Source organism: Planococcus sp. APC 3900 (assembly GCF_030407735.1).
Classification (GTDB): Bacteria; Bacillota; Bacilli; order Bacillales_A; family Planococcaceae; genus Planococcus; species Planococcus notacanthi.
On record NZ_JASDCT010000007.1, the window covers coordinates 84,875 to 105,011 of the forward strand.

The following is a 20,137-nucleotide window of genomic DNA, read 5'->3' on the forward strand; positions in this document are numbered from 1 at the left end:
CATCCGGACTTTTTAATGTGCATCAGGATAAAGTTCCTGCAGAAAATCAATCGACTGTTTAATCAATTGCTTTAGAGTTTCGAGATCGATATCCTCTGTTTTATTAATATAAACACAGGCTTTGCCGCTGGTATGCTTGCCTAATTTCTCGAGAAGCGTTTCGCGTTTCTCGTCTCCAGTTGCAAAATAGAGGCTAATCTTCGCTTTGCGAGGAGAAAAACCGACTAATGGAGCATCTCCTTGATGGCCAGTTTTGTACACGTAATGATAAGAACCAAAGCCGATGATGCTCGATCCCCACATTCTGGCTGGAAATCCGCTTGCCTGTTCAAATAGTTCCAGCAGCTTGTATGCATCCTGCCGCTTTTTAGGATTTTCGACCGCTTCGATGAATTCAATGACGTCGGCGTCGTTTTCTTTTGTTTTTGGTTCATACATGGCCCATCCCTCTTTTCTGTCGGATGTGGTCTTACAGACAATGCATAGCCTGTTCAGCTTCATCCCATGGCACTTTATAGCCTTGGCCTTTCGCACAAAAGATGGAAGTGGAAGTGTAGAGGGGATCTGCGTTTTTGTCATACCCAATCCGGGCAATCACTTCATCTTCATTATGACAGAAATCATACCCGTCGAACAGCAGGCTGAGCGCTCCTTTGCCGTGAGTAAATGCTGCGAATTCCGAACTGTAATTCATGAATGTAGCAACGGGAACACGGCCGGTAATCATCGTTTTCGGGCCGGTTGTTTCAGGCGCTGAAAAGCTGCCATAAGCCTGTTGGATGTCAGACAGCACTTTCCCCATCTGGTCAGTATTGACTTTGATTTTGAAATGGTACATCGGTTCGAGCAACCGATTTTGTGCCTGTTCCAAGCCTTGCCGAAGTGCGCGGAATGCGGCTTCCCGAAAATCGCCGCCAGCCGTGTGCTGGTTATGTCCGCGGCCGGTCACTAAAGTCGCTTTGACATCGGTTACCGGAGAACCAGTCAATAAACCGTGGTGTGTACGTTCATTCAAATGATGAAGAACCAGGTTTTGGTGGCCGACAGATAAAGCATCCGCATGGCAGGTGTTGTCTAATTGAAAGCCGCTGCCGCGCTCTCCCGGTTCCAACTTCAGATGAACTTCCGCATAATGCCGCAGTGGTTCAAAATGTCCGTAACCCCTGACGGAAGACGCAATGGTTTCTTTGTAAAGAATTTCTGGATTACCGAACCTGACACGATAACCAAATCGTTCCAGCACAACTTGTTCAAGAACTTCCAATTGAATGGTTCCCATCACTTGAATCTGAATTTGTTGAAAATACTCATCCCAAAAAACAGACAGGGAAGGATCTTCGGCATCCAGCATCCGAAAGCTGGTTAACACTTCTTTAGGAGAAAGGGAGGCATCAAAAAGGACTGTTGATTTCAAGGTGGGAACCAAACCGAACTCTGCTTTTTCCTGTAGGGCGCCCACCGAATCGCCAACGGACGCTTCGGTTAATCCGGAGACAGCAAACAGTTCTCCTGCCTGTACTTGGTCTGCTGTCAGGAATTTCTGTCCGTTGTATAGGCGGATTTGTGTGACTTTTTCTTCAAGACGCTTGGTCCCATATATCAGTTTATCGCGGACTTGAAGCGTTCCACTGAATGCTTTGAGAAAACTGAGGCGATTGCCGTTTTCATCATGCCGGATTTTGTAGATCAACGCACCGAATTCCTCGCTTTCGGAATAGGAACCGACCGTCAACAGGTCCAATTGCATGAGGAATTCACGGATGCCAGTGTCCTGCAAAGCAGAACCGCTGGCAGCTGGAAAGAGTCGCTTGTCCGCAATCATCTGTTGGAAAGCCTCCAGCCAAAGAGTCTCTTCGTATCCGGATTCCAGATAACGGGTCAACAAGGCTTCGTCCCGTTCAGCAATAAATTCTATCAGTTCTTCAGTCATGGTTCCGTTACGAAAAGAGCTTGTCAGATCGAAAGCATCACCGGTGAAGTTCAAGCGGATTTCATCAAGTACGCCCACAGGGTCTGCACCTTCACGATCTGCTTTGTTAATAAAGAAAAAGACCGGTACTTTATATTTTTGCAGCAACTGCCAGACGGTTTCAGTGTGCCCTTCAATGCCATCGACCGCACTGATGATGACGATAGCGTAATCCATAACCTGAATCGAACGTTCCATCTCTGGGGAAAAATCGACATGTCCGGGTGTATCTATCAGAAAGTAAGTTGAATTGTTGAAGGAAAAATGGGCTTGGTCAGCAAAAATAGTGATGCCACGGTTTTTTTCAATGGCGTGGCTATCGAGAAAAGCATTTTGGTGATCAACCCGCCCACGCTCACGGATGCTTTTTGTGTGGTACAGCAATTGTTCTGAGAACGTAGTCTTGCCGGCATCAACATGCGCAAGAATACCAATGGTTTTATTCATAAAATCACCTCTTTAATTTCAGTTTAGCAGAATTTATCGCCACTAATACCAAAAAACGCGAAAGCCGCTGTGGCTTTCGCGTTCCAATAAGTCAAACTCACTTCGATAAGGGCAAACGGTTTGCTTCAAAACAGGCAATGCCAAAACAGATCCCCTGGGCACATCGTTTCCGGTATACGGCTGATTTAAGCAGTTCAACTTCCTGCTTATGGGTCATAAAGCCACATTCCATTAAAATGGCCGGCATGTGCGTATCCCGCAGCACAGCGAAATCAGCTTGTTTGACGCCGCGGTCTTTTCGTCCAGTCGCCAACACCAGTGAGTTCTGGACAATCTGAGCCAATTGGCGGGTGGCTGTTTGCGGCTGAGTGTAAGTGAAAGTTTCGAGTCCATTGGCAGAATTGAATGTTTGGCCCATGGCATTTGCATGGATAGAAACGAACAAATCCACTTTCAAGCGATTGGCCAGACTGACACGCTCGTGCAAAGGAACATCCACATTCGCCTGATGGCTGAAAAAAACAGTATGGCCGTCTAAAAATAAACGCTTTTTGACTTCTTCCGCCACTGCAGAATTGAAATGGAATTCCCTTAGTCTGCCATCCGGTGAACGCTTGCCTGGCGTCTCAGGGCCGTGTCCGGCATCAATCATAATCTTCACGATGAAAAACCTCCTTTTGCCGTATATATAGCTCGGTAAAGGAGGAAAGGGGACAAAAATCTTCAAATTTGTTTTATCCATGTTAAAATAAAAGCAAACCGCATGGGAATAAAACAACTTCGATGAAAATTCGAAATAATATGTGGATAAGGAATGAGGGGTAATAAATGGGACAAGTAACAACAAAACAAGTGATGGAAACGTTCGAGCTGGATTTGATCAGCGGAGAAGAAGGCATCGGCCGCCATATACCCATCAGTGATATTTCAAGACCCGGTTTGGAAATGGCCGGCTATTTCACTCATTATCCAGCAAACCGTGTACAATTGCTCGGCAAAACCGAGCTTTCTTTTTTTGCCATGCTGACACCGAAAGAACGGTTGGACCGCATGATGAAACTGTGCACGGACGATACGCCGGCTATTATCGTGTCACATGGCGTTCCGGTTCCGGAAGAATTGGTTATCGCGTCTAGCAATCGGCATGTTCCGGTGATGACTACGACCATGTCGACCACACGTTTCTCCAGTTTGTTGACGAATTTCCTGGAAAGCCAATTGGCTCCGACTACAGCCATTCATGGTGTCTTGGTTGATATTTATGGGGTAGGCGTCTTGCTGACAGGAAAAAGTGGCGTCGGAAAAAGTGAGACGGCGCTTGAGTTGGTCAAAAAAGGCCATCGCCTGGTAGCGGATGATTGCGTGGAAATCCACCAAGAAGGGGAAAATACTCTGGTTGGCCATCCGCCTAAACTGATTGAACACCTTCTCGAAATCCGTGGAGTCGGCATCATCGATATTATGACTTTATTTGGAGCGAGCGCTGTCCGTACCTTTAAAAGGATTTCCCTGGTCATTGACCTGGAACTGTGGGATCCGGATAAGACCTATGACCGTCTTGGACTGGAAGAAGAAAAGATGAAAATCATCGACACGCACTTAACGAAACTGACAATTCCTGTTCGTCCCGGACGGAACTTATCCGTCATTATCGAAGTGGCAGCGATGAACTACCGCCTCAAACGGATGGGCGTCAATGCCGCTGAAGAATTTTCTAAGCGTTTGGATGACGTCATTGCTCAAGATACAAACTAAGCGAATGGGTAGGTGCACAAGATGTTTTCAATATTAGCTTCAATAGACCCGGTCGCGTTTTCACTCGGTCCGATTTCGGTCCGGTGGTACGGCGTCATCATCGCAACAGGCATTGTCATTGCCTTTCTGGTGGGGCAGCGTGAAATGGTCAAGCGGGGATTGCACCCTGAATATTTAACGGATCTATTGATTTGGGCGGTGCCGTTGGCTATCGTCGGTGCCCGGATTTACTATGTAGCATTTGAATGGGAACATTACAAAGACAATCCCGGTGAAATCATTGCCATCTGGAATGGCGGAATCGCCATCCATGGTGCTTTGATTGCATCGGTGATTGTGGCATATCTGTTCACCAAAAAGCGCAATACCTCCTTTTTGAAAGTAGCGGATATCTTAGCACCCAGTATTCTGATCGGCCAGGCAATTGGCCGATGGGGCAATTTCATCAACCAGGAAGCGCATGGCGGAGAAGTGTCACGGACGTTTCTGGAAAACCTGTTCATTCCGGATTGGATCATCAACCATATGTACATAGATGGAGCTTACTACCACCCGACGTTCCTGTATGAATCCATGTGGAGCCTGGTGGGCATCATCATTTTGCTGTTGCTGCGTAAAGTGAATTTGGTGCGTGGCGAAATGTTTTTCTTCTATATGATTTGGTATTCTGTGGGCCGCTTCTTTATCGAAGAAATGCGGACAGACAGCCTCTATGTGGTCGGTGAACTTCGTGCCGCACAATTGGTCTCGGTTATTGCCGTTGTTATCGCTGTGGTGCTTATCATATACCGCAGAGTAACAATCAAAAATCCGCCGCATTATAAAGACAAATAACCTGGAAAGAAGCGATCAGATGTCAACGTTGAAAAATGGATTGAAAGCAGGATTGAAGACGACTTGGTCATTGGGGAAGATCATTTTCCCGATTACCCTCCTCGTCACCATGCTTCAATATACACCGGTTCTGCCTTTTATCATTGATTTAGTAGCGCCGATTATGGGCTTGTTCGGTTTAAGTGGAGATGCCGCCATTCCGCTGGTTCTGGGGAACGCGCTGAATCTGTATGCCGGTATCGCCGGTATCCTGTCATTGGAACTGACGGTCAAGGAAGTGTTTATTCTGGCCGTCATGCTGTCATTCTCACATAACATTTTCATTGAGACGGGCGTAGCGCTGAAAGTAGGCGTCAAACTGTGGGTAGTGCTGGTGGTCCGTTTCGGTCTTGCTGGACTGTCCGCTATCCTGATCAATTTATTTTGGAAAGGCGGCGGCGAAATAGCACAGTACGGCTTTGCTCCTGAAGCTGCTGCTGTGCCAGAAAGCTGGCTGGCGATTTTCCTGATCGGGCTTGAGAAAGCATCGTTTGGCGTTCTGCAATTGGCAATGATCGTCATTCCCTTGATGCTCATGATTCAAATTTTGAAAGACAAGCAGTATCTTCAGAAAATATCCTCTATGCTGGGGCCGTTGACACGCCTGCTGGGGGTAGAAAAAAACGCTTCCCTGACACTTGCTTCCGGACTGATATTTGGGCTGGCCATGGGAGCGGGTGTGATGATTCAAGCAGTACAGGAAGACGGCGTCAGCAAAAAAGATGCGACTTTGGTCTTCATCTTCCTGGTTGCCTGCCATGCCATCGTGGAAGATACGCTGATTTTTATTCCACTCGGCATCCCGATATGGCCGCTGCTGGCGATTCGCGTCGTCACCGCCCTGGCTTTGACGATTTTCGTTTCCTATATGTGGCGTAAAGCGGAAGAAAAAGAGAAGGGTGTGGTTTCCACGTGACGACGAAAAAAATCAATACGTTATTGTTCGATTTTGATGGTACTTTGCTGGATACCAATGAATTGATTATCCAGACCTTTCTGGCAGTATTGGATGAACATTATCCTGGCCGTTTTGGCCGTGAAGAAGTGCTGCATTTTATCGGTCCGTCGCTGAAACAGACATTCACAGCGATTGATCCGGAGCGTGTGGAAGAGTTGACGGAACAATACCGCGCCTTGAACCGGACAATGCACGATGAATTGGTGGAAGAATACGACGGTGTGGCGGAAACACTGCGACTGCTGAAAGCACAAGGGCTGAAAATGGCGATTGTCTCGACCAAAAGAAGCGATACAATCCGTCATGGACTAAACCTGATGGGCGTCAGTGATGTTTTCGATGTGCTGATTGGCCTGGATCATGTCAGCAATCCAAAACCAGACCCGGAACCCCTGTATCTGGCTTTGGAACAATTAGCTGCATCTCATGACGAAGCTTTGATGATCGGCGATAATTCGCATGATATTGAAGGCGGCAAAAATGCCGGAGTCCGGACGGCTGGCGTTGCCTGGTCAGCAAAAGGCGAAGACTACCTGGCGAGTTTCAATCCCGATTATATGCTTCAGCACATCAGTGATTTATTGGAGCTGACAAAAGAGGCAGTGAAATGAGAAATACACAACGGCATTTTGTCGATGGCCCCAACTCGCTTTGGCATATTTACAAAACGGTTCCTTTCTGGAAGGTAGCCAAAAATTTTATGGTGATCCAAACCGCCAGATATACGCCGTTTTTGCCGATGAAAAATTGGATGTACAAGACTTTTCTTAAAATGAAAATTGGTGAACATTCCTCTTTTGCATTAATGGTCATGCCGGATGTTATGTTTCCGGAGCGGATTACGGTCGGCAATAATTCAGTGATCGGCTATAACACGACGATTTTGGCACATGAATATTTAATAGATGAATACCGGCTCGGCGACGTAGTCATTGGAGACCGCGTCATGATCGGAGCAAACACCACGATTTTGCCCGGCATCACCATTGGAAACGGCGCGATTGTTTCCGCTGCCACGCTCGTCCATAAAGATGTGCCAGCTGGAGCTTTTGTCGGGGGCAATCCGATGAACATCATCTATACAGCTGAACAAATGGCGGAGCGCCAAGCAAAATCCTGAAAGCATCTTGTGCTTTCAGGATTTTTTTCGAGGTTATCCCTTGACGATGGATGGAAAAATGCGCTAAAATAATATTACTTCACCACATTAGCGAACTAAAGTAAAATAACCAATATTAGGGAGTTTTATGAATGACTATACAAATGTTTGAAAAACCATTAGGCATGAGAGACGATTTTCCATTCATCGCTAAAAAGAAAGCGGAGCTCCGTTCGAATGGAACCGCCATTATCCAGCAAGCAGGCTATGACCTATTGCAAACACCAACACTTGAATACTATGAAACCATAGGCAAAATTTCTGCCATTGCAGATAATGCCTTATTCAAATTATTGGACAGCCAAGGTGAAACTTTGGTTTTGCGTCCGGACATGACGTCACCGATTGCACGGGTTGCCGCTTCGAAATTATTGAAAGAAAAAATGCCGGTGCGGCTTGGCTATTATTCAAACGTTTTCCGTGCCCAGAAGCGTGAAGGCGGACGCCCCGCAGAATTTGAACAAATGGGCGTAGAACTGATCGGCGATGATTCCTTGTATGCGGATGCTGAAGTGATCATTCTGGCATGGAACGTCCTAAAGAACCTGGATATTAAATCCAGCCGTTTTGTCATTGGCCATACACAATTGCTGCAGCTGATCCTTGAAGACTTCGGATTGGATCAGGAACAAATTGAGAAAGTGCATAGCGCTTTCGTTTCCAAGAACAGCGTCGGTTTTGAAAGTTTGGCTAAACAGTTGCCGATCGAGCCTTCCAGACTGGAATCGTTTATCGGCTTGATGTCAACGTCAACTGTCGAAGAATGGCAGCAATGGATCGATCCGGCTAATACCAAACAGACTTCGTTATTCGAAGGCATGAAAAAGTTGAAGACCATATTGGAGCGCAGCGGTTTGGCCGATGCGGTTACATATGACTTATCGTTTAACAGCCACATGACTTATTACACCGGCTTGGTGTTTGAAGTATATGGAGCAGGCAGCGGATTTCCGCTCGGCAACGGAGGACGCTATGATGGCTTGATGAAGCAATTCGGGCTTCAGGTCGGCGCAACCGGTTTTGGACTGCGTGTCGACCGCCTGTTGGAAATCATTTCTGCCGATGCCGAACAGGAAAACCATACCTTGATTCTTTTTGATGAACCCAATGAAGAACGGGCGTTTGACAAAGCGCAGAAGCTTCGCGGCGAAGGCGTACGGGTTACGCTGCAATTCGCGCCAGCGGTTCTGGCTATAGATGAATTCAGCGCTTTGTTCAGTGATGTCCTACGAATGGAAGGTGCCAATTGATGGATGCATTAACGATTGCAATGCCCAAAGGCCGTATATTTGAAGAAGCATACGAATTATTGGTGAAGGCAGGCTATGATTTGCCGAAAGAACTCGACGATTCGCGGAAATTGATTGTTGAAGCGCCCAATGAGAACATCCGCTTTATCCTTTCCAAGCCGATGGACGTTCCTGCCTATGTGGAACACGGAGTCGCGGATATCGGCATTGCCGGGAAAGACGTCATGCTCGAGCATGACCGGGATGTCTATGAATTATTGGATCTTGGCATCAGCCGTTGCTATATCGCGACTGCCGGTATGCCCGATACACCGATGAATGAAGTGACGCCGCGGGTAGCGACCAAATATCCGAAAGTGGCTTCACAATATTATAGAGGCAAAGGCGAACAAGTCGAAATCATCGAATTGAACGGTTCAATTGAATTGGCGCCGATGATCGGCTTGGCAGACCGCATTGTGGATATCGTCTCGACCGGCAAAACCTTGAAGGAAAACGGGTTGGTCGAATACGAGAAAATCGTCGACATCACATCGCGTTTAATTGCCAATCCGGTCAGTTACCGTTTGAAGCAGAAGCGCATTACCGAACTTGTGGAGAACTTGAGAAAGCAGGCAAGCTTATGAAAATAACTCGTTTGTCAGCAGGAATTTCCATCAGAAGAACAATTGCAGAAGGAACCGGCCAGCAGGTTGCGGCAGTAAAAGATATTATCCAGGACGTTCGGGAAAATGGTGATCAGGCGATGTTCCGTTACGCTGAAAAATGGGACGGTGCCAAACTATCATCCTTGCGTGTAACAGAAGAAGAAATTGAACAAGCGGTCGCGCGTTTTGACCGCCAACTGCTGGGGGATCTGACAGAAGCAGCGGCGAATATCCGCAATTACCATGAAAGCCAGCAACAGCAGGGATACCGGCTGGACAACGAGGACGGTTCGTATGTTGCCCAGCGTGTCACCGCCATCGAATCTGCGGGGCTTTATGTGCCAGGCGGAACTGCTGCTTATCCTTCATCCGTGTTGATGAACGTCATTCCTGCACAGGTAGCGGGCGTTTCCCGCATCGTTTTGATTTCGCCTCCAGGCAAAGACGGCACCTTGTCCGACGGAGTGTTGGCAGCGGCCTATATCCTGGGAATTTCGGAAGTCTATAAGTCAGGCGGTGCCCAAGCCATTGCGGCATTGGCTTACGGCACACAGTCCATTGCCCCCGTCGATAAAATTACCGGTCCCGGCAATATCTTTGTCGCGTTGGCGAAACGGGAAGTCAACGGCGATGTCGCCATCGATATGATTGCAGGGCCGAGTGAAATTGCTGTAATCGCTGACGACACGGCTTATGCCGATGAAGTCGCAGCGGATCTATTGTCACAGGCAGAACACGATCCGATGGCCAGTGCGGTGCTGTTGACGATAAGCGAAAGCTTAGCCGATGCGGTTTCCAAAGAAGTGGACCGGCAACTGGCTCTTTTGCCGCGTGAAGCCATCGCCAGCCCTGCGATTGCAGATCATGGCATGATTTACCTGGGAGAGACGATGGAAGAGCTGGTTGCAGCTGCGAATCAATTGGCTCCTGAACACTTGGAAATCATGACGGAGGATGCAGAAGCGGTGGCAGACAAAATCCACCACGCCGGTGCCATTTTTATCGGACGCTATTCATCCGAGCCGATCGGCGATTATTTTGCGGGAACCAACCATGTATTGCCGACCAACAGCACGGCTCGTTTCTCGAGCGCATTATCTGTTTATGATTTTATTAAACGAACCAGCATTGTCCGCTACAGCGAGCAAGCTTGGCAAACAAATAAAGATAAAATCGCCCGTCTGGCGCGCCTTGAAGGATTGGAAGGCCATGCGCGTGCAGTCGAATCGCGGTCGTGGGAAAAGGGGAATGAACAATGAGACAAGCTGAAATCAAACGCAATACCAATGAAACCAAAGTAGCCATCAACTTTTCATTGGATGGAGAAGGCAAATCAACCATCGATACAGGCGTTCCATTCATGGACCATATGCTGGACCTGTTCATCAAGCACGGCTTGTTCAATGGCGATATTAAAGCGGATGGGGACACCCATATCGATGATCACCACACAACAGAAGACATCGGAATCGTGCTTGGCCAGGCTGTTAAAGAAGCTCTTGGCGATAAAAAAGGCATTCGCCGTTACGGCAATGCATTTGTGCCGATGGATGACGCGCTGGCACAAGTGGTCATCGACTGTTCCAACCGGCCGCATCTGGAGTTCCGCTGCGAACTTCCAAATGAAAAAGTGGGGACATTCGATACGGAGCTGGTGCAGGAATTCCTGTGGAAATTCGCGCTGGAATCACGTATGAATGTCCATGTCATCGTCCACTACGGAAAAAATACACACCACATCATCGAAGCAGTGTTCAAGGCATTGGCACGGGCACTGGATGAAGCGACAAGCATTGACCCGCGTGTCAAAGGAGTTCCGTCCACAAAGGGGCTGTTGACATGATCATCGGCATCATCGATTACGGCATGGGCAATTTGTTCAGCGTCGAACAGGCTTTGAAAAAACTGGATTGCACGGTGATCGTTTCGGATGATCCGGCTGTACTGCTGGAAGCGGAAGGGATTCTGCTGCCGGGAGTCGGTGCATTTCCGGATGCAATGGAGCTTCTGAACCAAAAAGGCCTTTCAGCATTCATCCAATCGCTGCCGGAGAAAAACATTCCGCTACTTGGAATCTGCCTCGGCATGCAATTATTATATGAAGACAGTTCTGAAGTAAAACCGACCAAAGGACTGGGCTTGCTGACGGGACAAATCCGCCGTTTTGAAAAAGGCACCTACCGGATTCCGCATATGGGCTGGAACCGCCTCGAATTTTCACGTGTACCTTATTGGCTGGATGAAGTCTTGAGCGATACCCATGTCTATTTTGTCCATTCTTTTTTGGCGGTCAATACAGATGAACAGGAAATTTGGGCAACTGCAAGTTACGGGAACCATGACGTGCCGGGAGTGGTCGGCAATGGGTTGATTACAGGCATGCAGTTTCATCCGGAAAAATCCGGCGACTTCGGCCATTATTTATTGGAACAGTGGATCGCAAATGTCAGGAGGAACCTAAATGACTAACTTTCAAATCTATCCTGCAATCGATTTGCGGGATGGCAAATGTGTACGTCTTTTCCAGGGGGATTATGCCCAGGAAACCATCTACGGCGATTCGCCTGTGGATATGGCGAAAAAATTCGTAGAAGCAGGCGCACAGTGGATACATATGGTCGATTTGGACGGAGCCAAAGACGGCGTCCGGATCAACGACCAAGTCGTGATCGAAGCAGCCAAACTGGGAGCTAAAGTGCAGGTGGGCGGAGGTATCCGGACACGTGAAGACATCCAGCATTATTTATCGAATGGGGTAGCGCGTGTCATTATCGGAAGCCTTGCCATCCGCAACCCGGAACTTGCAGTGTCGTTCATCGAGGAGTTCGGTGCTGACCGCATCGTCATCGGCATTGATGCTAAAAATGGCATGGCTGCTACAGAAGGCTGGATTGAAACATCCGGACAGGCTGCGACGGAAGTGGCGAATTATTTCGCTTCAAAAGGCGCTAAGCATTTCATCTACACGGATATTGCAACAGACGGCACGCTGGCCGGACCGAATATCAAAGCCAATCAAGCGTTGGTTGAAGCTGAAGACGCACAAGTGATTGTCTCCGGCGGCATCGGTTCACTGGAAGATATCCGCAACGTCAAGCAAGCATCTAGTGACAGCAACATCGCAGGTGTGATTATCGGAAAAGCCTTATATGAAAACCGTTTTACATTGGAGGAGGCTTTGTCATGCTGACAAAACGCATTATTCCGTGCCTGGATGTCAAAGAAGGGCGCGTCGTCAAAGGCGTCAGCTTCGTTTCATTGCGTGACGCAGGAGATCCTGTTGAACTGGCACGTTTCTACGATAAGCAAGGAGCGGACGAACTGGTGTTTCTTGATATCTCTGCTTCTCATGAGGGGAAAGAAACTATGGTGGAAGTAGTCAAAATTGTTGCGACCGAGCTTTCCATTCCGTTTACGGTAGGCGGCGGCATCCGCAGCCTTGAGGACATGAAACGTATGCTGCGTGCAGGTGCTGACAAAGTATCCTTGAACACAGCGGCTCTGGACCGTCCGGAGTTAATCAAAGAAGGTGCTGATTTCTTCGGTTCCCAGTGCATCGTCGTCGCCATTGATGCCAAGAAAAACGGCGACAGCTGGGACGTCTATACACATGGCGGCCGCAATAAAACCGAATGGAATGCCATTGAATGGGCAAAAAAGAGCGTGGAACTCGGAGCCGGCGAACTGCTGTTGACGAGCATGGACAAAGACGGATCGAAAGACGGTTTTGACCTGGAATTGACGCAGGCTGTGCGCGAAGCGGTCGAAGTGCCGGTTATTGCGAGCGGCGGTGCAGGAAATAAAGAGCATTTCAGCGAAGTATTTAAAGCGGTGGATGCCGATGCCGCATTGGCTGCATCCATTTTCCATTACAAAGAAACCAGCGTGGCTGAAGTAAAAGAATATCTACGGAAAGAGGGAGTGAATGTCCGATGACAACGATTCAATATGACCAAGACGGGCTGATTCCCGTTATTATCCAGAACGCAGAAACAAAAGAAGTACTGACTTTGGCATATGCCAATGAAGAAGCGGTCCAAAAAACCATGGATACCAATGAAACGTGGCTTTATTCAAGAAGCCGCAAGGAATTGTGGAACAAAGGCGCTACCAGCGGAAACACACAACAAGTGACAGCGGTGCGTTTGGACTGCGACGGCGATTCACTGATCTATGAAGTGATTCCCAATGGTCCTGCTTGCCATACAGGCAAAGACAGCTGTTTCTTTGAAACAATCCACGGAGAACGCAATGAATCTCCAGGGGATATGTTCGCCCAATTGACATTGTTAATTAAAACGCGTGAAGAAGAAATGCCTGAAGGCGCCTATACCACCTATCTGTTTGAAGAAGGGGTAGACAAAATCTGTAAAAAAGTGGGCGAAGAAGCGGCTGAAGTAATCATTGCAGCCAAGAATCGTGATGCACAGGAGCTGTCGATGGAAACCGCTGATTTGTTCTATCATGTATTGGTTCTGCTGCAAGAGCAAAAAGTAGGAATCAGCCAGGTGGTTGACGTACTAAAAGAGCGCCACGCTGTAAAAACGACAAGTAAATAACACGGAAATATGCTATAATTACAGCACATTTGAGTATAGGGACGATTCTGATCGTTCCTTTTACTTTTTCGGAGGCATATTTTGGAGAATAAAAAAACAAACTATAAAAACGTGCTGTCTTTTATACCGACAGGAGAATTCTACTACAAAAAAGGGTTGAAAGAGCTTCAGCGTGAAAATTATCCAAAAGCCCATAAATATTTGCGCCGTGCTTCAGAGCTGAGCCCGAAAGATCCGCTCATCTTGTCGCAATACGGTATTGTGCTGATGGAAATGCAGGAGTTTGAACAGGCTATGGATATGCTGCATGCTGCGCATGAACTGGATCCGAAAGAACCCGAAATCCTATTCTTTCTTGCAGAAGTCCATGCGCATATGGGCTTGTTTTGGGATGCGCGAAAATACGCCAAAAAATACCTGGTCTATGAGACGCAAGGGAAATATACAGCCGAAGCCATGGAAATTGTGGATTTCGCAGAACAGGAAGACTGGCAGCTGTTTGACGATGACGGGGAAGCGCAGGACAGCGAATATTATTACCGTCAGGAGAAAGCCCGCCGGATGATGGAGCAAGGCGATTTTACTGGAGCCATTGAGCTGTTGGAAAAGCTTGTTGAGGAAAAGGCTGACTTTTGGGGCGCCTATAACAACCTTGCTTTGGCTTACTTTTATATCGGGGAAGCCGAAATGGCGAAAGCGCTGCTCCATGATGTACTGCGCAGAAACACAGGGAATCTCCACGCCCTCTGTAACTTGGCAGTCTTCCACTACTACGAAAAAAATGCGGAGTTGGATGATGTCCTTGAGCTGTTGAAAAAAATCCAGCCTTACGTATTCGAGCATCGCTACAAACTGGGAGCGACGTTTGCACTGGTCGGCAAATACAAGGAAGCTTATCGTTGGCTGAAAAGCTTGCAGAAACGCGGCTTTGACGGAGACCCTGCTTTCTATTTCTGGTTATCGCATGCTGCCTACCATTCGGGGCATGAAGAAGCATCCCGCCAAGCATGGGAGCAATTGAAGAAAATGGATCCAGGCAAAGATGGCTATGAGCCATGGAATGAGCATGCCGCGATGCCGCATGCAGACGCACTGGAGCATGACCGTGATTACTTGACGAAGAAGTTGGATCATGCCAAAAAAAGTGAGCGGCTCTTAGGGTTGTTCCTGCTCGGCAAATCGTCCCATAAACAGGAAATTATTTCACATCCAAATTGGCTGGAATCCACTCAGCCATCGGCATTGGAAACGTTTGTGCTCGGATATGCGCTTGGCCATCCGTTCAAAGAGTCTGTTCCTGAAGAACGGGCATTCATGCGTGCAATGGAAACTGCAGAGCTCCTCTACGCAAATCAAGAAATGGTCACGAAGCAGAAGGAAGACCTTTTTCAAATGTGGTTCTTGTTAGTTGAAAAAGCATTCCCGCGCAACTATGCGTTTAAGAATCCGGCAGCATTGGCGGCAGCTGTTGACTATATGGTCAGTACATCCAAAAATGAAAAGCTGACAAAAAAAGAAGTGGCTGACCAGTTCAGTGTTTCGGTCGCTACATTGACGAAATACATGAAAGAACTCATTGCTTACCTCCCGAAATAGGAGCATAGGCATAAAAGTTGAAGGTTTTCCCGGAATCTTATACGATTTAGCTACTGAGAAATAGGAGGTCTATTGTTATGACTGAAACGAATACAATCTATGATGTAATTATTATTGGAGCAGGACCAGCAGGCATGACTGCCGCTGTTTACACTTCCCGTGCGAATCTATCGACATTGATGCTTGAACGCGGCATTCCGGGTGGCCAAATGGCCAATACGGAAGAAATTGAAAACTATCCAGGGTTTGACCATATCCTTGGACCGGATTTATCTACAAAAATGTTTGAACATGCGAAGAAATTCGGTGCTGAATACGCTTATGGCGATGTTACCGAAATTATTGACGGCGAGGAATACAAAACCATCAAAGCTGGATCAAAAGAGTACAAAACACGTGCGATTATCGTAACAACGGGAGCCGAGTACAAGAAAATGGGCATTCCAGGAGAAACTGAACTTGGCGGCCGCGGCGTGAGCTATTGTGCGGTTTGTGATGGAGCTTTCTTTAAACAAAAGGAATTAGTGGTTGTCGGCGGCGGAGATTCAGCAGTCGAGGAAGGCGTTTATTTGACTCGTTTTGCGGATAAAGTAACCATCGTCCACAGACGCGACGAACTTCGTGCCCAAAAAATCCTTCAAGACCGTGCATTCGCCAATGACAAGATCGACTTTATCTGGAGCAACACGGTCAAAGAAATCCACGACGATGGAAACGGCAAAGTTGGAGGCATAACATTGGTATCGACGGATGATGGGACTGAAAAAGAATTTAAAGCAGACGGCGTCTTCATCTACATCGGCATGTTGCCTTTGACAAAGCCATTTACTGAACTGGGGATTTTAAATGATGAAGGATATGTGGTGACCAATGAGAAGATGGAAACCAAAGTTCCAGGAATCTTTGCAGCCGGAGATGTTCGTGAAAAAACTTTGCGCCAAGTAGTTACGGCAACAGGAGATGGCAGCATTGCAGCACAGGCAGCTCAACATTTTATTGAAGAGCTTATCGAGAAAATGGCAATGAAAACTCAAGCTTAATTTTTTCTTAATCTGTTTGTAACAGCTTTGTCATGTATAAGAGGTATAGTTAAGAAAGTAAATTGACCCCCTTTTTATAAAGAATTTGGATAGGCCGTTTTCCGGGCAACCCGGTAAACGGCCTCTTTTTTTGCATTCTTTTGCATGACACACCAGGATACATGTATAATGAAGTAAGTTTACAATAGATGCGGAGTGTCGAATGTGCAGCGAATCGCGAATTTATTAGTTATCCAAAATGGACAAGTATTATTATTGAAGAAACCGCGCCGTGACTGGTATGTGGCACCTGGCGGAAAGATGGAGCCCGGTGAGTCGATTTTCGAAGCGGCCGTTCGGGAGTTTAAAGAAGAAACGAATGCGACTCCGGTTGGAACTCATTTAAAAGGCATATACACGATGATGATCCAGGAAAATGGACAAAATGTGGACGAGTGGATGCTCTTCACATTTGCAGCCCGTGGACTGACCGGAAAAGTGTTTGAAGAAACACGAGAAGGCTTATTGGAATGGCATCCGGTTGAGGATCTGGCGTTTTTGCCGATGGCAGAAGGCGACCGGACCAACCTGCAATTTGCGGCCAGCCAGCAAGGAATCCAGTATGGGACATTCCATTACACACCGGACTTCCAGTTAATCAAAGAAACCATCCAAACATCAATAGAAGAGGTGAACCACCAAAATGGATAACCGCCAAGAAGAAACAGAGTTAATCATCATTACAGGCATGTCAGGAGCAGGAAAAACTGTGGCAATCCAAAGTTTTGAAGATTTGGGCTTTTTTACGATTGATAATTTGCCTCCTGCCCTTTTGCCTACTTTTATCAAGTTGATGAGAGATTCAGGGAAATCGATGAAACGTGTGGCAGCAGTCATGGATTTACGAGGCGGCGACTTTTTTGACAGCCTTGTAGAATCGATCGACCATTTATCGCAGGAACCGAATGTCTCCATCACAGTTCTGTTTCTGGATGCGGAAAACCAAACATTGGTGAGCCGATACAAAGAAACCAGAAGATCTCACCCGTTATCGCCAGGCGGACTGGTTTTGGGCGGCATTAAAAAAGAACGTGACATGTTAAGTGATCTTCAGGGAAGAGCGCAGTTTAAATACAATACATCCAATATGTCGCCACGTGAGCTGAAGGAGAAAATCATCGCGGACTTTTCTTCTAAGACCAGCAATGTGTTCACAGTGAATGTGATGTCTTTCGGGTTTAAGCACGGCATGCCGATCGATGCCGACCTGGTCTTCGATGTCCGCTTTTTGCCGAATCCTTACTATATTGAAGAGCTGAATCCTTTGTCGGGATTGGATGAACGGGTTTCCAGCTACGTGCTGAAATGGCAGGAAACACAGACGCTAATCGAGAAATTGACGGATCTTCTGCAGTTTATGATTCCGCAATACAAAAATGAAGGAAAAGCCCAATTGGTCATTGCCTTTGGCTGTACAGGCGGACAGCACCGTTCTGTGACCTTGGCTGAGTACTACGGAAAACTTCTCGCTGAGAACAATAAAGTCATCATCACCCACAGAGACGTCAAAATAAGAAAGGATTGAGTGCATGGAACGCAACCAACACCGGAAACGCATTGTTATTTTAGGCGGTGGCACTGGCCTTTCCACACTTTTGCGGGGATTGAAGCTGTATCCGCTGGATTTGACGGCTATCGTTACTGTGGCAGATGACGGGGGAAGTTCAGGGCGTTTGCGAAATGACTTGGACATCCCGCCACCAGGAGATATCCGAAATGTGCTGGCTGCATTATCGGATACAGAACCATTGGTAGCGGAAATGTTCCAGTACCGCTTCAAACATTCCTTGGATTTGGATGGCCATTCCTTGGGTAATTTGATGCTTGCGGCTTTGACGGATATTACCGGTGATTTTTCTCATGCCGTCCATGAAATGAGCCGTGTATTGAGTGTCAATGGCACCGTTTTGCCTGCGGCCAATCAAATTGTAACGCTCAATGCAGAGTTGGAAGACGGCACGATCATCAAAGGCGAATCCAAGATTCCTGCATATTTGCAGCCGATTAAACGGGTGTTCATCGAACCCCGTGATGTAAAAGCACTGCCTGCTGCGATAGCGGCCATTGAAAACGCCGATGTAATCGTGGTCGGACCGGGTTCTTTGTACACCAGTATTTTGCCGAATCTACTCGTGAAAGATATTAAAAAAGCAGTTCTTGCGGCAAAAGCGAAGAAGATTTATATCTGTAATTTAATGACACAAGCGGGCGAAACCTATGAATATACAGCCTCTGACCACGTACAGGCACTTTATGACCATGTCGGCGAAAGATTTTTGGATGCGATTCTGCTAGATAAAGTCCAAGTGCCGCCGGTTGTTGCCGAACGCTACAAAAAAGAAAAAGCATGGCCGGTGGAATATGACGAAGAGAAGCTGAAAGAGATGGGCCTCGAAGTCCACCGAAAAGACATCGCCAATATCTTTGGGGAAATAGTGCGGCATGAGCCGATGAAAGTGGCAGAATGGTTATTTGAATATGCTGGGGGCCGTGCCAGTGAAGATTCAAAGCAGCTTTACTTCTAGTGCTTTGAAAGGGGGAACGAATTTTGTCTTTTGCATCGGAAACAAAAAAAGAAATGACACAGATAGAAGTGGATGATTGTTGTGGAAAGGCAGAACTTTCCGCTATGATCCGGATGAACGGCACATTGTCGTTTTCCAATCGGCAATTAAGCCTGGATATCCAGACTGAAAATGCGGCAATTGCCCGCCGTATCTATACCTTATTGAAACGTTTCTACAAGCCGTATCCTGTCGAATTGCTCGTCAGAAAAAAGATGCGTTTAAAAAAGAACAATATCTATATTTGCAGAATTCGGGAAGGTGCCAAGCATATCCTGGAAGACCTGGAGATATTGACAGAAGGGTTTCAATTCCAGCACCAAATCGTTAAAACATTGATTGAAAAAAACTGCTGCAAACGCTCTTACTTGCGGGGGGCCTTCTTGGCTGGCGGATCTGTCAACAATCCTGAAACATCCTCCTACCATTTGGAAATCTACTCTCTTTATAAAGACCATGCAGATTCTTTGGTTGATCTAATGAACGAATTCCATTTGAACAGCAAAATGATCGAACGGAAAAAAGGGTTTGTGACGTACTTGAAAGAAGCCGAAAAAATCTCGGATTTCCTGAGCATCACTGGCGCGCATTCCGCTTTATTGAAATTTGAAGATGTCCGAATCATTCGGGACATGCGCAACAGCGTGAACCGTCTCGTGAATTGTGAGACGGCCAACTTGAACAAAACCATCGACGCCGCATTGCGTCAAGTGGAGAACATCCGTTTTATCGATGAAGCAATTGGAATCGATCAATTGCCTGAACGATTGCGTGAAATTGCCCGACTTCGGGTAGAGTATCAAGACGTCACCTTGAAAGAGTTGGGTGAAATGGTGTCTGGTGGAACAGTCAGTAAGTCAGGTGTCAATCACCGGCTGCGGAAAATCGATGAAATCGCTGCATCGTTGAGAAATGGAGAAATGATCGGCCGCTAAATGCCGGCTGTTCTTTCATATATAAGAGAGTGAAGTTTTAGAGGAGGATAAGTATGGTTGAAAAACAGGTGAAAGTATTATTGAAATCAGGTCTTCAAGCAAGACAGGCTGCTTTATTTGTTCAAGAAGCGAACAGATACACAGCGGATATCTACTTGGAAAAAGACAATAAAAAAGTAAACGCTAAAAGCATCATGGGAATCATGAGCCTAGCCATCAGCAAAGGCACACTCATCACGATTTCAGCAGACGGCTTGGACGAGGAAAAAGCGGTTCAGTCGCTTTCTGGAATTATCGAGCAGGAAGCTTGATCACCTCTGATTAGAGCAAATAAAAACCTCACAGC

Annotated in this window: 23 protein-coding genes; 20 read left to right on the plus strand and 3 right to left on the minus strand. The window is 47.0% G+C overall.

Going from position 1 to position 20,137, the window contains the following annotated elements:
- Positions 1 to 12: 12 nt before the first annotated feature.
- The 3 genes from QMA04_RS14350 to QMA04_RS14360 all read right to left on the minus strand — a co-directional run bounded on the left by QMA04_RS14350 (position 13) and on the right by QMA04_RS14360 (position 3,068).
- The gene (locus QMA04_RS14350) at positions 13 to 438 is read right to left on the minus strand and encodes a DUF1801 domain-containing protein (protein ID WP_290186600.1); all 426 of its coding nucleotides are present in this window, start codon (positions 436 to 438) and stop codon (positions 13 to 15) included.
- A 31-nt stretch (positions 439 to 469) separates the two neighbouring features.
- The gene (locus QMA04_RS14355) at positions 470 to 2,416 is read right to left on the minus strand and encodes an elongation factor G (RefSeq protein WP_290186602.1); all 1,947 of its coding nucleotides are present in this window, start codon (positions 2,414 to 2,416) and stop codon (positions 470 to 472) included.
- A 97-nt stretch (positions 2,417 to 2,513) separates the two neighbouring features.
- On the minus strand, positions 2,514 to 3,068 hold the full coding sequence (locus QMA04_RS14360; protein ID WP_290186708.1) for an N-acetylmuramoyl-L-alanine amidase family protein: 555 nt from the start codon (positions 3,066 to 3,068) through the stop codon (positions 2,514 to 2,516).
- Positions 3,069 to 3,244: 176 nt separating this feature from the next.
- On the opposite strand from QMA04_RS14360, the gene hprK reads away from it, so the two are divergent.
- The 20 genes from hprK to QMA04_RS14460 all read left to right on the plus strand — a co-directional run bounded on the left by hprK (position 3,245) and on the right by QMA04_RS14460 (position 20,102).
- The gene (gene hprK / locus QMA04_RS14365) at positions 3,245 to 4,171 is read left to right on the plus strand and encodes an HPr(Ser) kinase/phosphatase (RefSeq protein ID WP_191716573.1); all 927 of its coding nucleotides are present in this window, start codon (positions 3,245 to 3,247) and stop codon (positions 4,169 to 4,171) included.
- 21 nt (positions 4,172 to 4,192) lie between these two features.
- The gene (gene lgt, locus QMA04_RS14370; protein ID WP_290186605.1) at positions 4,193 to 5,005 is read left to right on the plus strand and encodes a prolipoprotein diacylglyceryl transferase; all 813 of its coding nucleotides are present in this window, start codon (positions 4,193 to 4,195) and stop codon (positions 5,003 to 5,005) included.
- A 19-nt stretch (positions 5,006 to 5,024) separates the two neighbouring features.
- On the plus strand, positions 5,025 to 5,960 hold the full coding sequence (locus QMA04_RS14375; RefSeq protein ID WP_191716571.1) for a nucleoside recognition domain-containing protein: 936 nt from the start codon (positions 5,025 to 5,027) through the stop codon (positions 5,958 to 5,960).
- Complete coding sequence (gene ppaX / locus QMA04_RS14380; RefSeq protein WP_290186607.1) at positions 5,957 to 6,613, plus strand: pyrophosphatase PpaX; 657 nt, start codon at positions 5,957 to 5,959, stop codon at positions 6,611 to 6,613. The genes QMA04_RS14375 and ppaX overlap by 4 nt, the downstream gene beginning before the upstream one ends.
- Entirely contained in the window at positions 6,610 to 7,122 is a 513-nt protein-coding gene (locus QMA04_RS14385) for an acyltransferase (protein ID WP_290186608.1), read from the plus strand. The genes ppaX and QMA04_RS14385 overlap by 4 nt, the downstream gene beginning before the upstream one ends.
- 131 nt (positions 7,123 to 7,253) lie before the next feature.
- Positions 7,254 to 8,411, plus strand: coding sequence for an ATP phosphoribosyltransferase regulatory subunit (gene hisZ / locus QMA04_RS14390; protein ID WP_203340984.1), 1,158 nt, complete (start codon positions 7,254 to 7,256; stop codon positions 8,409 to 8,411).
- Positions 8,411 to 9,037 (plus strand): ATP phosphoribosyltransferase, encoded by a 627-nt coding sequence (gene hisG, locus QMA04_RS14395; protein ID WP_191716567.1) that lies wholly within the window; start codon positions 8,411 to 8,413, stop codon positions 9,035 to 9,037. Before hisZ ends, hisG begins: the two co-directional genes overlap by 1 nt.
- Positions 9,034 to 10,317, plus strand: coding sequence for a histidinol dehydrogenase (hisD, locus tag QMA04_RS14400; protein WP_290186611.1), 1,284 nt, complete (start codon positions 9,034 to 9,036; stop codon positions 10,315 to 10,317). Before hisG ends, hisD begins: the two co-directional genes overlap by 4 nt.
- The gene (gene hisB / locus QMA04_RS14405; RefSeq protein WP_191716565.1) at positions 10,314 to 10,901 is read left to right on the plus strand and encodes an imidazoleglycerol-phosphate dehydratase HisB; all 588 of its coding nucleotides are present in this window, start codon (positions 10,314 to 10,316) and stop codon (positions 10,899 to 10,901) included. Before hisD ends, hisB begins: the two co-directional genes overlap by 4 nt.
- Positions 10,898 to 11,527 (plus strand): imidazole glycerol phosphate synthase subunit HisH, encoded by a 630-nt coding sequence (hisH, locus tag QMA04_RS14410; protein WP_191716564.1) that lies wholly within the window; start codon positions 10,898 to 10,900, stop codon positions 11,525 to 11,527. The genes hisB and hisH overlap by 4 nt, the downstream gene beginning before the upstream one ends.
- Positions 11,520 to 12,248 carry a 1-(5-phosphoribosyl)-5-[(5-phosphoribosylamino)methylideneamino]imidazole-4-carboxamide isomerase gene (gene hisA / locus QMA04_RS14415; protein ID WP_290186615.1) on the plus strand — a complete coding sequence of 243 codons (729 nt, stop codon included), beginning with the start codon at positions 11,520 to 11,522 and terminating at the stop codon, positions 12,246 to 12,248. The genes hisH and hisA overlap by 8 nt, the downstream gene beginning before the upstream one ends.
- A complete protein-coding gene (gene hisF, locus QMA04_RS14420; protein ID WP_203340988.1) occupies positions 12,242 to 12,994 on the plus strand; it encodes an imidazole glycerol phosphate synthase subunit HisF in 753 nt (250 codons plus the stop codon). The genes hisA and hisF overlap by 7 nt, the downstream gene beginning before the upstream one ends.
- Positions 12,991 to 13,617 (plus strand): bifunctional phosphoribosyl-AMP cyclohydrolase/phosphoribosyl-ATP diphosphatase HisIE, encoded by a 627-nt coding sequence (gene hisIE / locus QMA04_RS14425; RefSeq protein ID WP_290186617.1) that lies wholly within the window; start codon positions 12,991 to 12,993, stop codon positions 13,615 to 13,617. Before hisF ends, hisIE begins: the two co-directional genes overlap by 4 nt.
- An 81-nt stretch (positions 13,618 to 13,698) precedes the next feature.
- Positions 13,699 to 15,213 carry a tetratricopeptide repeat protein gene (locus QMA04_RS14430; protein WP_191716560.1) on the plus strand — a complete coding sequence of 505 codons (1,515 nt, stop codon included), beginning with the start codon at positions 13,699 to 13,701 and terminating at the stop codon, positions 15,211 to 15,213.
- 77 nt (positions 15,214 to 15,290) lie between these two features.
- Positions 15,291 to 16,253: a thioredoxin-disulfide reductase gene (gene trxB / locus QMA04_RS14435; RefSeq protein ID WP_290186618.1), complete on the plus strand. Its 963-nt coding sequence runs from the start codon at positions 15,291 to 15,293 to the stop codon at positions 16,251 to 16,253.
- A 204-nt stretch (positions 16,254 to 16,457) separates the two neighbouring features.
- Positions 16,458 to 16,943 (plus strand): NUDIX domain-containing protein, encoded by a 486-nt coding sequence (locus QMA04_RS14440; RefSeq protein WP_191716558.1) that lies wholly within the window; start codon positions 16,458 to 16,460, stop codon positions 16,941 to 16,943.
- Entirely contained in the window at positions 16,936 to 17,817 is an 882-nt protein-coding gene (gene rapZ / locus QMA04_RS14445; protein ID WP_191716557.1) for an RNase adapter RapZ, read from the plus strand. The genes QMA04_RS14440 and rapZ overlap by 8 nt, the downstream gene beginning before the upstream one ends.
- A 4-nt stretch (positions 17,818 to 17,821) precedes the next feature.
- The gene (locus QMA04_RS14450; protein WP_191716556.1) at positions 17,822 to 18,817 is read left to right on the plus strand and encodes a gluconeogenesis factor YvcK family protein; all 996 of its coding nucleotides are present in this window, start codon (positions 17,822 to 17,824) and stop codon (positions 18,815 to 18,817) included.
- A gap of 23 nt (positions 18,818 to 18,840) precedes the next feature.
- Entirely contained in the window at positions 18,841 to 19,791 is a 951-nt protein-coding gene (gene whiA / locus QMA04_RS14455) for a DNA-binding protein WhiA (RefSeq protein WP_191716555.1), read from the plus strand.
- Positions 19,792 to 19,844: 53 nt separating this feature from the next.
- Positions 19,845 to 20,102, plus strand: coding sequence for an HPr family phosphocarrier protein (locus tag QMA04_RS14460; RefSeq protein ID WP_191716554.1), 258 nt, complete (start codon positions 19,845 to 19,847; stop codon positions 20,100 to 20,102).
- Positions 20,103 to 20,137: the final 35 nt, after the last annotated feature.